General features: G+C 68.9%; 15 protein-coding genes. 8 read left to right on the top strand and 7 right to left on the bottom strand.

The genetic code is table 11. From position 1 onward, the window contains the following. The first annotated feature begins 1 nt into the window (after position 1). Positions 2–505: a group I truncated hemoglobin gene (locus JIP62_RS05030; RefSeq protein WP_201103812.1), complete on the top strand. Its 504-nt coding sequence runs from the start codon at positions 2–4 to the stop codon at positions 503–505. A 6-nt stretch (positions 506–511) separates the two neighbouring features. Here the strand turns inward: JIP62_RS05030 and JIP62_RS05025 are convergent, their stop codons facing one another. From JIP62_RS05025 to JIP62_RS05015, 3 genes are all read right to left on the bottom strand, one after another. Beyond that, positions 512–1594, bottom strand: coding sequence for a sugar kinase (locus tag JIP62_RS05025; RefSeq protein WP_201103811.1), 1083 nt, complete (start codon positions 1592–1594; stop codon positions 512–514). Positions 1595–1785: 191 nt separating this feature from the next. After that, entirely contained in the window at positions 1786–2574 is a 789-nt protein-coding gene (ygfZ, locus tag JIP62_RS05020) for a CAF17-like 4Fe-4S cluster assembly/insertion protein YgfZ (RefSeq protein WP_201103810.1), read from the bottom strand. 43 nt (positions 2575–2617) lie between these two features. Next, on the bottom strand, positions 2618–3112 hold the full coding sequence (locus tag JIP62_RS05015; RefSeq protein WP_230974870.1) for a hypothetical protein: 495 nt from the start codon (positions 3110–3112) through the stop codon (positions 2618–2620). A gap of 193 nt (positions 3113–3305) precedes the next feature. On the opposite strand from JIP62_RS05015, the gene JIP62_RS05010 reads away from it, so the two are divergent. Beyond that, entirely contained in the window at positions 3306–4271 is a 966-nt protein-coding gene (locus JIP62_RS05010; protein ID WP_201103809.1) for a glycosyltransferase family 9 protein, read from the top strand. A 91-nt stretch (positions 4272–4362) separates the two neighbouring features. After that, positions 4363–5691, top strand: coding sequence for a dihydroorotase (locus tag JIP62_RS05005; RefSeq protein WP_201103808.1), 1329 nt, complete (start codon positions 4363–4365; stop codon positions 5689–5691). 7 nt (positions 5692–5698) lie between these two features. On the opposite strand, the gene JIP62_RS05000 is transcribed toward JIP62_RS05005, so the two are convergent. Further along, a complete protein-coding gene (locus JIP62_RS05000) occupies positions 5699–6379 on the bottom strand; it encodes an SdpI family protein (RefSeq protein WP_201103807.1) in 681 nt (226 codons plus the stop codon). A 4-nt stretch (positions 6380–6383) separates the two neighbouring features. After that, the gene (erpA, locus tag JIP62_RS04995; RefSeq protein ID WP_201103806.1) at positions 6384–6761 is read right to left on the bottom strand and encodes an iron-sulfur cluster insertion protein ErpA; all 378 of its coding nucleotides are present in this window, start codon (positions 6759–6761) and stop codon (positions 6384–6386) included. 60 nt (positions 6762–6821) lie between these two features. Between erpA and JIP62_RS04990 the strand changes: the two genes are divergently transcribed. From JIP62_RS04990 to scpB, 5 genes are all read left to right on the top strand, one after another. Beyond that, the gene (locus JIP62_RS04990) at positions 6822–8006 is read left to right on the top strand and encodes a deoxyguanosinetriphosphate triphosphohydrolase (RefSeq protein WP_230974869.1); all 1185 of its coding nucleotides are present in this window, start codon (positions 6822–6824) and stop codon (positions 8004–8006) included. A 94-nt stretch (positions 8007–8100) separates the two neighbouring features. After that, positions 8101–8829 (top strand): SPOR domain-containing protein, encoded by a 729-nt coding sequence (locus JIP62_RS04985; protein WP_201103804.1) that lies wholly within the window; start codon positions 8101–8103, stop codon positions 8827–8829. Beyond that, the gene (gene nagZ / locus JIP62_RS04980) at positions 8826–9875 is read left to right on the top strand and encodes a beta-N-acetylhexosaminidase (RefSeq protein ID WP_201103803.1); all 1050 of its coding nucleotides are present in this window, start codon (positions 8826–8828) and stop codon (positions 9873–9875) included. The genes JIP62_RS04985 and nagZ overlap by 4 nt, the downstream gene beginning before the upstream one ends. A gap of 181 nt (positions 9876–10056) precedes the next feature. Beyond that, entirely contained in the window at positions 10057–10887 is an 831-nt protein-coding gene (locus JIP62_RS04975) for a segregation and condensation protein A (protein ID WP_201103802.1), read from the top strand. A gap of 32 nt (positions 10888–10919) precedes the next feature. Then, on the top strand, positions 10920–11561 hold the full coding sequence (gene scpB / locus JIP62_RS04970; RefSeq protein WP_201104584.1) for an SMC-Scp complex subunit ScpB: 642 nt from the start codon (positions 10920–10922) through the stop codon (positions 11559–11561). On the opposite strand, the gene JIP62_RS04965 is transcribed toward scpB, so the two are convergent. Continuing rightward, positions 11558–12463 (bottom strand): cobalamin biosynthesis protein CbiG, encoded by a 906-nt coding sequence (locus JIP62_RS04965; protein ID WP_201103801.1) that lies wholly within the window; start codon positions 12461–12463, stop codon positions 11558–11560. The genes scpB and JIP62_RS04965 overlap by 4 nt on opposite strands. 74 nt (positions 12464–12537) lie before the next feature. Further along, positions 12538–13053 (bottom strand): hypothetical protein, encoded by a 516-nt coding sequence (locus tag JIP62_RS04960; protein WP_201103800.1) that lies wholly within the window; start codon positions 13051–13053, stop codon positions 12538–12540.

The raw sequence follows: 13053 nt of genomic DNA, 5'->3' as shown, positions 1-13053 counted from the left end.
CATGATCGTTCGCATCGCACTTGCCGCTGCCCTGACAGCCATCGCCCTGCCGGCCATGGCCCAGGACCTGCCCCACCACCGTGCGGGCGAGGAGCCCGTCGACCCCTATGTCGTCTCCGACGCCAATGCCGACGCCGATCCCTTTGCGGGCGGAGCCATGTATGCGGCCTTTGGCGGCGCCGACGGCGTGGGCCGTATCGTCGACGACATGCTGGACCGGACTGTGGCCGATCCGCGGACGGCGGGGATCTTTGTCGCCACGGACATGGTGCGCCTGCGCCGCACGCTGAAGGAACAGTTCTGCTACATCCTGGGTGGAGGCTGCGCCTATACCGGCCGGTCGATGGCGGATGCCCATGACGAACTGGGACTGCAGCCGTCGGATTTCGGCATCCTGGTCGAGCACCTTCAGGATGCGATGACGGCCGAGGGCATTCCCTTCCATACCCAGAACCGCCTGCTGGCGCGCCTGGCCCCCATGCACCGCGACGTCGTCACGCGCTAGCCGGAGCTAACGCCGGGCCGCCCCGCTCGCGCCGTTGGCCAGGGCCCGAACCTCGTCCAGATCGGTCATGGCATTGTCTCCGGGCGTGGTCATGACCAGGGCACCGTGGGCGACGCCTTGTTCCAGGGCCGCCTGCGGTTCCAGCCCGGTCATCAGGCCGTGGACGAGCCCTGCCACAAAGCCGTCGCCTCCGCCGACGCGATCCAGGATGGCGATCTCGCGCACGGGCGTGGCGTAGCGCTCGCCATCCGCCCACATCACCGCGCCCCAGCGATTGATAGAGGCCGAGACCGGATCGCGCAGGGTGGCGGCAAAGACGCCGATGTTCGGCAACTCGCCCGCCAGCCGCGCCACCAGGGCATCGAACGGCGCCGCATCGGCCGGATCGGCCCGGCGGTCCGGCGTCTCGATCCCCAGACAGGCCGCATAGGCATATTCGTCGCCGATCAGCACATCGACCAAACCGGCGATCTCGCGATTGACCCGTTGGGCCGCATCCGGATCGGGGTGGCTGGACCACAGGCTGGCCCGGTGGTTGAGATCGTAGGAGACGATGACGCCATGCCGTTTCGCGGCCCGGATCGCGGCCACGGTCGTCCCTGCCGTCGTCTGCGACAAGGCGGCGAAGATTCCTCCGGTATGAAGCCAGCGCACACCCTCGCCACCGAACAGGGCGTCCCAGTCGATTTCGTCCGGGCGCAGCTGCGATGCCGCGGAATTGGCCCGGTCCGATACGCCCAAGGCCGGTCGGGACCCGAAGCCGCGCTCAGTGAAGTTCAGGCCCATCCGAGTGTTCCGCCCGATCCCGTCGGCCTCGCGCCAGACGACATGGCCGGTGTCGACGCCGCCTTCGCGGATCATCGCCGCGCACAGTTCGCCCATGGGATTGCGGGGCAGGGCGGTAACCACCGCCGTCCGCAGGCCGAAGGTAGAGGCCAGGCCCCGAGCCACATTGTACTCGCCGCCGCCCTCCCAGACCTGGAACGTCCGCGCCGAGCGGATGCGCCCTTCGCCGGGATCGAGCCGCAGCATCACCTCGCCCAGGGCGACGGCATCCCATCGACAGTCGGCGGCGGACCGAAGGTTCATCACGAGGCGATCACTTCATTAGGCTGAGCAGCCACAGGGACGGGGCCGGGTCGCCTTGGCCTACCATGGGCGCTGCGGGATAGGCGAGCGTGAGGGGGTCAAAGCCTTGTCGGCGGCCTGAGCCCTTGCCCCGACGCTGCTCGACACGCGTTGTCGCCCCATGGCCGTCGGGGGCGCACCGTCCTGCCCGGTTATTCCGTCATCCAGTCGGGCCTGCGGATATGCGCTGTCTTTCCGTCAACGCTGAGCGCGCCGTCGAGCCGGTCCAGCCGAACCAGGGCCATGGCTTCGCCATCGATGCCGGTGCGGATTTCACCGGCGCGCAGGTCGCCGTTCAGCACCTCGCTGCCGGATGGCGGAACTGCACCGTCGACGGCCAGGGGCAGCATCCGGTTGCGGATGGCACCGCGCCGCTTCATCCGCGACGTCGTTTCCTGGCCGACGAAGCAGCCTTTCTGGAAATCGATGCCGTTCAGCAGGTCGAAATTCGCCTCGATCGGATAGGTGCGGTCCGATCCCACGTCGGCATCCGGGTCGGGCACGCCGACGGTCAGGCGATGGGTATGATAGTCAGCCTCGACGGCGTTCGATGCGGTCTCGGTATTCAGGCCGCGTCCGCCCAGGGCCGCAAGACGCGGATCGGCCACGAAACCCTCGGCCACGCCGGGCCAGCTGGCCCAGACTCCCCGATCATCGGCGGCAATTTCGACCTGAGCCCGCAGCCTGTACATCGAAAGCCGCGCCATCAGGGCCTCGCGCCGGTCGGCCGCGACATCCAGGATGAAGGCATCGTTCCCGCCCCAGACGAACAGGTCGAACAGCACCCTGCCGGGTGGCGACAGCAGGGCTGCGAACCGCACCTGGCCCGCGCCCAATGTCTCGACATCCTGGGTCAGAAGCCCCTGCAGAAACGCGCGCGCATCGGGGCCCCCGACATGGATCAGGGCACGGCTGGTAAGGCGGGCGATATGCAGCGTCATGGCCTTTAGTTAGGGGGCCTCGGCCCTCCTACCAAGCGCCGCGTCAGGCGATGTGAACGGCATATCGCGCGGTGATGCCGTCGGCCTGCCAGTCATGCTGCTCCAATCGATCGAGGGACGCGGCGACCCGCCGGTTGAAGTCGTCCCGATCCCCCGCCTCGACCGCCGGCCGCAACCAGTCGGTGACCACCGCCCGCGCCGGATAGGTGCCGACCGGTCCGGGCACGCTCAGGGCCACGTCGACATCCTGTGCGATCCAGCCGGCAACGACGCCGAAAACCTCCATCGAGGTCAGAAAATCGGTGCGGCGCACGACGTACAGGGTGATCTCGCCCGTCTCCAAACCGTCGGGCCGAACGACGATGCCGCTGCGATCGGGCCGCCAGTCGTCCGACAGTTCGATCACCCGCCACAGGCAGAACCAGGTCCGGCAGGTCTGCGGCCGGATGGCATGGACCCCGCATCCGGCACCCTCGACGCAATAGGCGCACAGCTCGCCCGTCGGCTTGGCCAGCTCAGGCAGGTCGAGGGGGATCACCCGGCAGCATTCGACGCATCCCCCGCAGTCGCGATCCGGCAGCAGGGGCAGGGCGGAGGGTTCGGATCGGGACAGGAGCAGCTTCCGGATTCAGCGGGCCCACAGCGTAGGAGCAACACGCTGCCGGGTCCAGTTGATGGCGGCCGATCAAGATGCCAACAAACTGATCCTAGAATCCGTATACGATCAATCGATGCCGGGCCGTTTTCCCATCCTCTATCTGACCGAAGCCCAGCCCGAGGCTGCCGTGCTGTCCAGCGGCGTGCTCGACTATCTGGTCCAGGCCATGCCCGAGGCGGTGTTCACCGTGGTCGGGTCGCCGGACAGTGCGCCTCTGTTCGCCGATACGCCGCGCCTTCAGCGGCTGTTGGTCCTGGAGCGTGAGACCCGGCTGGACTGGATACGGCTGTGGAACGACCTGCGCGCGACGCATTGGGGCCTGATCGTCGACATGCGCGGCACGACCCTGTCCGGGCGGTTGCGGCGGCACAAGCGGGCCGTGCGCGGCGCGCCGGTGCCGGGTGAGCATGCCGTTCAGGCCGCCGCCCGTGTGCTGCAACTGGATGAAGTCCCGCCGCCGCGCCTGGCTGTCGGTCCCGAGACCTTTGCGGCGGCCGATGCCCTGGTGCGCCCCGATGGGCGGCCGATCCTCGCGATCGGGGTCGGGGTCGACTGGCTGGGCAAGCGCTGGCCGGCCGAACGCTATGCCAAGGTCGCAGCCGCCCTGTTGGGCGATGATGGGCCGCTGGCCGGGGGGCGGCTGCTGTTTGTCGGGGCTGAGGCCGATCGGGATGAAGCCCACACCGTCCGCTTTGCCGTCGCCCGCAACCGCGTGATCGAGGCGCAGGGACGTCTGACCCCTCTGCAGACCGTCGCCGCCCTGTCCCGTGCCGATCTGTATGTCGGCGGCGATTCCCTGTGGACCCAGCTGGCCGTCGCCGCCGGTACGCCGACGCTCGCCGTCTTCGGGCCCTCGGACGAGACAATCACCGGCCCCTGGGGCGGCGTCTCCGCGCGCGGGCCGCGCAGCCTGGACGAGTTTCGCGCCCTGGACCCCAATCTGAACCAGGAAATCCAGCACATGATGGACCTGCCGGCCGAGCGCGTGTTGAGGGCCGCGCGGCGTCTGCTGGCCGAGCGCGCGCAGAAACCGGCCTGACCTGCTGTGCGACTGCCGCTAGGATGCCAGGGGGCCTCGGCGATCGCGCCCCGGTGCCATCAATCCAGACCTCTTTTCTTGCGGACCTTCCATGACCCAGACCTTTGACCTGATCGTTCGCGGGGGCGAGGTGGCCAACCATGCCGGGCGGGGCATGGCCGATGTCGGGGTGCGCGACGGGCGGATCGTGGTCGTGGGCGATCTGTCCCAGGCCTCGGCTGCAGAGGTCGTGGACGCGACCGGCCTGACCGTCCTGCCCGGCGTCATCGACACCCAGGTTCACTTCCGCGAGCCGGGCCTGGAGTGGAAGGAAGATCTCGAGACCGGCAGCCGGGCCGCAGCCCTGGGCGGCGTCACCGCCGTGTTCGAAATGCCGAACACCGAGCCGACGACCACCGATCCCGACGCCCTGGCCGACAAGCTGTCGCGCGCCCATCACCGGATGTGGACCGACCATGCCTTCTACATGGGGGGCACCCATCAGAACGCGGCCTTCCTGTCGGAGCTGGAGCGGCTGCCCGGCTGCTGCGGGGTCAAGGTCTTCATGGGGGCCTCGACCGGGACCCTGCTGGTCGCCGACGACGATGGGGTGCGCGAGGTGCTGCGCAATGTCCGCCGCCGCGCCACCTTCCATTCCGAGGACGAATACCGCCTGGTCGAGCGCCGGCCCCTGGCGCGCACTGGCGACTGGACCAGCCACCCCGAGGTTCGCGACGCCGAAAGCGCCATCATGTCCACCCGCCGCCTGGTGGCCCTGGCGCGCGAGACCGGCGCGCGCATCCACGTCCTGCACGTGACGACCGCCGAGGAAATCGAGTTCCTGGCCCACAACAAGGATGTGGCCACGGTCGAGATCACGCCCCAGCACCTGACCCTGACCGCGCCCGATGCCTATGAGCGGCTGAAGGGTCTGGCTCAGATGAATCCGCCGATCCGCGACGCCCATCATGTCGCCGGCCTGTGGCGCGGGATCGAGCAGGGGGTGGCCGACGTGCTGGGCTCAGACCACGCCCCTCACACGCTGGAAGAAAAGGCCCGGCCCTATCCGGCCTCTCCGTCGGGGATGCCGGGGGTCCAGACCCTGGTGCCGGTGATGCTGACCCATGTGGCCAATGGGCGGCTGTCGCTGGATCGGTTCATCGACCTGACCAGCCATGGGGCCAACCGGGTCTTCGGCATCGCCGGAAAGGGCAGGATGGCCGAGGGCTACGACGCGGACCTGACGCTGGTGGACCTCAAGGCCCGGCGCACCATCACCCACGACGCCATGGCCAGCCGCTGTGGCTGGACCCCCTTCGACGGGTTCGAGGCCACGGGCTGGCCGATGGCGACCATCGTGAGGGGCCAGACCGTGATGCGGGATGGACAGTTGGTCGGCAGTGCCGTCGGCGAGGCCGTCCGGTTCCAGGAAACGCTCTGACGGGCTGTCAGAGCGGCTGACGGTCCGGGTCGTTGTGCCAGGCACGGCGGCTCTCGATCACGCTCCAGATGGCCGCCAGGATCGCGCCGCCGACAAGGGCCTGCATCCCCAGCGGTTGCGGTGCGAGAGGGCTCAGGACCAGTCCGCCCAGACCAATGGGGATCAGCAGGGCCGCCGCCAGACGGTTCGACCGCGCCCAGGCAATGCGGCTGTTCAGGCTCCAGGGCGTGCGGACGCCGACCCAACGGTTCGGTGCGACCCGGCCCGTCAGTCCCCCGGCGGCGAGCAAGATCAGGCTGAGCGCCGCCATCGGCAGAGCGCCCGCGAGAGACTGCGCCCCGCCCAGGCTGGCCGCCCCGGCGAACAGGGCGACCGCCGAGATTGCGATCAGCGACACCACCTGTCCGATCCGCAGCGTCCGTGCCCGCGCGGGATCGGACACCCGCCGTGCCGCCAGACCCAGGCCGCCACCGATCGCCAGGGCCGCGAACCCCAGCATCAGGATCAGCCCTCCGACCTCGGCCCGCGTGCCCCAGCGATCGACATAGCCGTCAGGGCCCCAGTGGACCGGCATCATCTGCGTCGGGCCCGCAAACACGACCCACGCGCCGACCAAGGCCATGGCCAGGCTGAAGACCACGGTCACCAGATCGGCGACGGCGAGGGGAAGAGGTGCGCGTGCGGCCACGCGGTCAGATCGAAAAGCTGACGCCGCAGCCGCAGCTGGAGGCGGCATTGGGATTGCGGACCACGAACTGCGCACCTGCCAGATCGTCGACCCAGGCGATCTCGGACCCCTTCAGAAAGGGCAGGGAGACCGGGTCGATGACCGCGGCCTGACCGTCCGTCCGGATCGTCAGATCATCGGCTTCGGGCTGCTGGATCAGTTCGAAGCGATACTGAAAGCCCGAACATCCGCCGCCGTCGACCGCGACGCGAAGCATGACCGGATGCCCTTCCAGATCGCCCAGGGCGGCCAGCCGTTTGGCGGCACTCGATGACAGCGTCAGGCCATGGCCAGTGCGCGGCGCGGCGTCGATGCGAAAGTCTGCGGATTGGACGGTGCCCATGGGGCCCTATATGAGGCGGGAAGGGCCGATCGCAAAGGCCTGCCCAGCCGGAACGCGCAATTGAGCCTGCCCACCCCACGCGCCCCCTATGCCGAGACGCCGGAACGCTCGCGCGGCCGCCGGGTGCCCGAACCGATCAGCCGGACCCGTAACGCCTTTGCCCGCGACCGCGACCGCATCATCCACTGCACCGCCTTTCGCCGCCTGAAGGAAAAGACCCAGGTCTTTGTCGCCCATGAAGGCGACCACTACCGCACCCGCCTGACCCACAGCCTGGAGGTCGCCCAGATCGCGCGGTCGCTGGCCCATGCCCTGCGGCTGGACACCGATCTGGCCGAGACCATCGCCCTGGCTCACGACCTGGGCCATCCGCCGTTCGGACATGCGGGCGAAGACGAGCTTCAGGCCTGCACGGCCCCCTGGGGTGGCTTCGATCACAACGTCCAGACCTTCCGCGTGGTGACCCGGCTGGAGGAGCGCTATCCGGCCTACGACGGTCTGAACCTCAGCTGGGAGACGCTGGAGGGGGTCATCAAGCACAATGGGCCGGTTGCCCACCGCCTGGGTGACCCGGCCTGGAAGCCGATCGCTGATTATAATGCGGGATGGGACCTGGAGCTGGGCGGCTTTGCCTCGCTGGAGGCTCAGTGCGCCGCCATTGCCGACGACATCGCCTATAACAATCACGACGTGGACGACGGTGTTCAGGCGGGGCTGTTCACCCTGGACGATCTGGCCGATGTGCCGCTGATCGGGCCGATCCTGCATCAGACGCGCCGCGACTGGCCCGATGTCGATGCTCGGATGATCCGGCTGGAAGCCGTGCGCCGCATGATCGGGGCCATGGTGGAGGACGTCCTGGCCCAGACCGAAGCCCGCCTGGCCGAGGACGGCATCCGATCGGTCGAAGACGTGCGCGGCGCGCGCCGCACCCTGGTCGCGTTCTCCGACACCATGCTGGCGGACCTGGGCGTGCTGCGGGCCTTTCTGTTTCAGCGCATGTACCGCCACTATCGCGTCAATCGCACGCGCAGCCAGGCGCGGCGCATCCTGGCTGAGATGTTCCAGCTGTTCATGGCCGAGCCCGAGGTCATGCCGCCCGAATGGTCGGGCAAGGCGGGCGAGGGGGTGGTGGACATGCGCCGGGCCCGGGCCGTGTGCGACTATATTGCCGGCATGACCGACCGGTACGCGATCGAGGAACACCGGAAACTGTTCACCATCGACCTGGCTCTCGATCTGTGATTCGACGGCCTGCCATCCTCACGCCAGGATCAAGGGCGTAGGATGACGATCGGCCAAGCCGATTCGCCCGCCAGACTGACGCCCGGAGCCCCTCATGTCGCATGACGATCCCTATCGACCCGATGGCGGCCGTGAGCGCGGGGCCTATACGCCGCCGGATGCCGACGATCTGCCGTTCCAGCGCTCGGCCTTCGACGCGCGGCGCGCCCCGGCGGGCAAGGCTCCGCCGGTGACCCTGCTGATCAGCGCCGGCGTTCTTCTGGTGCTGATTCTGGTGGTGGTGCTGTTCTACCGGTCCGGCCTGCGCTCGTCCGAGGATGCGCCGCCTGCGGTCGGAACGCCGGTCGGCGATCTGAAGGTCGAGGCCCCCGTCGACGCCCAGCCGATCGATCCGGCCGAGGGCGTGGACCTGTACGAACCCGCGCCGGCCCCGACCACGGCTCCGACCTTTGTGCCGCCGCCCGAAGCTGTGGCCCCGCGCCCGGCCCCGGCTGCCACGCCTGCGCCCGTGCCCGCGCCGACACCCCGTCCGGTGACGCCGGCTCCCGCTCCGGTTGAGCCGACCCCGGCCCCTGCAGCGGGCGGCAGCGCCTCGGTCCAGATCGGAGCCTTTTCCACCCCCGGCATCGCCGATCGCGAATATGCCGCCATTACCGGCCGCTATCCGCAGTTCACGCGCGGCGCTGGCAAGCGGGTGCAGGAGGTCACGGCGTCCAATGGTGCGACGGTCTATCGGACCACGGTCACGGGCCTGAGCCGCGAGGATGCCCGGGCCATGTGCGCGGCCATCCGCGCCTCCGGCGGCGACTGCATCGTCCGGTGACGTCCGCCGCCATCTATGGCTGTGCTGGCCTGGTCCTGACGCCCGAGGAAGCGGCCTTCTTTGCCGAGGTCCGGCCCTGGGGCTTCATCCTCTTTCGGCGCAACATCGACACGCCGGATCAGGTCCGGGCCCTGACCTCTGCGCTGCGTGCCGCCATCAATGATCCCGATGCCCCGATCCTGATCGATCAGGAGGGCGGGCGGGTCCAGCGGATGGGACCGCCCCACTGGCCCAAGTATCCGCCGGGAGCGGCCTATCTGGCTGCGACGAACGATCCCTTGTCGGCGCGCGAGCTGGTGCGCCTGGGCGCACGGCTGATGGCTCATGATCTGCGGGCGGTTGGTATCACCATCGATTGCGTGCCTGTGCTGGACGTTCCTGTGCAGGGTGCCCACGACATCATCGGTGACCGGGCCTATGGCCGCGATCCGGCGACGGTGACCCAGCTGGGCCGTGCGGCGGCCGAGGGTCTGCTGGCCGGCGGTGTGCTGCCGGTCATCAAACACATGCCCGGCCATGGCCGCGCCTTTGCCGACAGCCATCGCGAACTGCCGAAAGTCCACGCGGATCTGGAGACTCTGGACGCCTGGGATTTCGCCCCATTCAAGGGCCTGTCGGACATGCCCATCGCCATGTCGGCCCATATCGTCTTCACCGCCATCGACGCCAAGCGCCCGGCGACCATCTCGAAGAAGGCCATCCGCCTGATGCGGGACCGGCTGGGTTTTCAGGGTCTGATCCTGTCTGACGACCTGACGATGCAGGCCCTGTCCGGAAGTTTGACCGACCGAGCCGCCGCCGCGCTGAAGGCCGGCTGCGATCTGGTGGTCCACTGCAACGGCGATCTGGACGAGATGCGCCAGGTGGCCGAGGGCACCGGCAAGCTGAAGGGCAAGGCCCGTCGCCGTGCCGACGCGGCCCTGGCCCGCATCGTCCATACGCCGGAACCCTTGGATGCTGTTGGGGCCCGCGCCCGCTTCGCCTCCATGATGGACGGCCGCCTCGAAGCCGCCAAAGGTCCCGATGTGGGAGAGGCGCAGGGATGAGGACAGCGGTGTCCTTCCCTCCCTGCGGGGGAAGGTGGCAGGCGAAGCCTGACGGATGGGGGGTGTCTCACGGGGCCGGTCATTTGATCAGCCGTCTGACACGGCCTGTGCCTCCACAGCCCCCCCATCCGACTCGCTGCGCGAGCCACCTTCCCCCGCGAGGGGGGAAGGGGAGGGGCGCATGAGCGAAGACTTCCAGCCGACCCTGGACTTCAAGGCCGATCCGGACGGCACCCCCGATCCGTCCGAAGCCTTTGTGGTCGATCTGGAGGGTTATGAAGGTCCGCTTCACGTCCTTCTGGCGCTGGCGCGGACGCAGAAGGTCGATCTGCTGAAACTGTCGATCACCACCCTGGCCGAGCAGTATCTGGCCTTCGTGCATGAAGCCCGCCGCCGAAATTTCTCGCTGGCCGCCGACTATCTGGTGATGGCGGCCTGGCTGGCCTATCTGAAATCGCGCCTGCTGCTGCCCCGCAACGAGGTGACCCGGGGTGATGAGCCGCCCGCCGAGATGGTCGCTGCGGCCCTGGCCTTTCGCCTGCAGAAGCTGGAAGCCATGCGCAAGGCTTCCGAGGCCCTGCTGGCCAGGCCGCAGCTGAAGCGCGACGTCTTCATGCGCGGCGATCCCCAGGCGACGGTGATCGTGCCGTCCGACCGCATCGACGCCAGCCTGTATGATCTGATGGCCGCCTATGTCGTCCAGCGGCGGCGCGAGGAGCAGCGCCGCTATAACCCGTCACAGAGGGTGGAAGCCTTCCCGCTGGAGGCGGCCCGCGACTGGTTCCGCGACCGCCTGCCCAGGCTTCAGGAATGGACACCGATCGAGCGCGTCGCCCCGGTCTGGCGCAAGGGCGACCAGGGCCCGTCCCAGGCATCCTATCTGGCCTCGACCCTGTCGGCAGGGCTGGAACTGGTCAAGGAGGGCGAACTGGACGTGCAGCAGGCCGAGGCCTTTGCCGACCTCTATGTGAAGCGACGCACCGAGGGCCAGGCGCTGGAGCTGATACCGTGACCCATGCCCCCCTGACCTTCGCCCCCGACGATATGGAGATGGAACGCCGGGTCGAGGCCCTGTTGTTCGCGGCGGCCGGTCCGCTGTCTGCCCATGAAATCGCCCGGCGGCTGCCCGAAGGCGCCGATGTCGGCCGCGCCCTGGTCGGGCTCAAGGCCCGCTATCAGGGGCGGGGGGTGGAGTTGGACTGCGTGGCCGACCGCTGGCGGTTCCGCACGGCCGCCGATCTGGCCTTTCTCATGACGGAAGAACGCGAGGAGCCGCGCCGGCTGTCCAAGGCCGCGCTCGAGACCTTGTCCATCATCGCCTACCACCAGCCCTGCACGCGCGCCGAGATCGAGAGCGTGCGCGGCGTCTCGCTGTCGCGGGGGACGCTGGACCTCTTGCTGGAGATGGGTTTCGTCCGCCTGCGCGGGCGCCGGCGCACGCCCGGTCGGCCCGTGACTTATGGCACCGCCGACCGCTTTCTGGAGCATTTCGGCCTGGCCAGCCTGAATGACCTTCCCGGCGTGCAGGAAATGCGATCCGCCGGCCTGCTGGACCTGTCGATCCCAGTCGGGTTCGAAGTGCCCGACCCCGGTCGTGGCGGCGATGCCGACGAGGACGCCCTGGATCCCGCCGACCTGCTGACCCCCGAGTTCGCCCAGGATTTCGTGGGCGAGGGCGAACCTTAAACTCCCAGAATCCAGCCTTCCTCGGTCTCGACCTGGGCGATCAGCTCGGGCGTGGCGTCCTTGGGCGGGGCGAAGGCCTTGGCCAGGTCGCCCTTTTCATCCAGCTTGGCCAGGGTCTCGGCGGTAACGCGGACCTGGGCCTGATCCTTGAACTCGCCGGCGGCGGGCACAGCGCCGTAAAGCGACGGCCAGACCTCGACCACCAGGGTCGACAGCGGCTCCAGATCGGCCGCCTCCAGCGCGCGCCAGCCGGTGCCGAACGGCCAGACCGCCGCAGATGGGCCCCAGGTTTCCAGCAGGCGTCGCACGGCGGCGATGCCGACCAGGGTCTGGCCCCCGACAGCCCCGGCACCGTGCATCTGCCACACGCTCTTGGGCTGCAGCTTGCCCTTGCGCGCGGCCATTTCAGTGGCGCGGAACTCGGGGATGTCGCCCGACCCCTGCGGCGGCTTGGTGGCGGTCAGCCAGCGCTGGGTCTGCTTGGCCGGAGCCCCCCACAGCGGCCAGGCCTCGTCGGTCATCAGCCGGTTCATCTTGGCCGCGACCTGATAGCGGTTGTTGGTGTTGTCCGCCTTGTCGACGACATTGGCGGCGATGAATTTCCACATGGCGGACCAGGCGGGCGTGTCCTTCAGCCCCAGGCGAGCCGCCGTGCCGACCGGATAGCCCAGGTTGAAGTCGAACCCGACCAGAACGCGGTCTCCGCGCTTTCTGTGGTCGGCCAGGATGGACGCCAACAGCGCCTCGCCTTCGGCGCGGGTCGCGACATTGTGCGTCTCGGTATAGAGGCGAAAGCGCACGTCGCGCTTGGCCACACCGATCCAGACGGACTGGTCGCCCAGTTTCTTGCCCTCGGCAGCGGTCCAGTCGGCAATGACATAGGCGTCGAACAGGCGGGCCACGGCGGGCTCCTTGAAGCGGTAATCAGGACAGGGTGGGGGCTTCTAACGCCCCAGGCGCGGCGCGGGAAGGGCGGTCAGCTCTTCAACAACGCCTCGATGTGCGACAGCCAGCGCCGTCCCAGCCGCAGCGCCTCAGCCGGAGACCCGGCCTGGGCCGTGCTGACAGCGTTCCACAGGTCCAGCTCGAACTCCGGATATCGGGCATCGGCGAACAACAGCCTCAGCACCACCTGACCGGCTTCGGGGGCCATGACGTCCAGGGCCCGGCGCGGCTCGCCCCGCCGGATGCGGGCCAGGACATGGCCGTCGACGATGATCTCGGCCCCTTCGATCTCCTCGAAGGCATAGACCAGGCCGTGGGCCCCGCCGCCCCACAGGACGGCGATCTGGCCGGTGTCGAAATCCAGGCCCGCCGCACGGCCCTCGGTGGGCGAGATGGCCTCCGCCTCAGGCACCGATCCCAGGGATTTCAGAAGCGCGCGGGTCAGTCTCCGGTGCGGCTCCATCCACCAGGCCAGGGCCAGGGCACCGGTCGTCAGGGCCGCCGCCGCCAGGGCGACCAGCAGGAAAAGGCGGAACCCCTCGGCCAA

Origin of the sequence: Brevundimonas vitisensis (genome assembly GCF_016656965.1) — a bacterium.
GTDB classification, from domain to species: Bacteria; Pseudomonadota; Alphaproteobacteria; order Caulobacterales; family Caulobacteraceae; genus Brevundimonas; species Brevundimonas vitisensis.
Note: the sequence above shows the minus strand (reverse complement) of the source record. Positions and strands in the feature narration are given on the sequence as shown.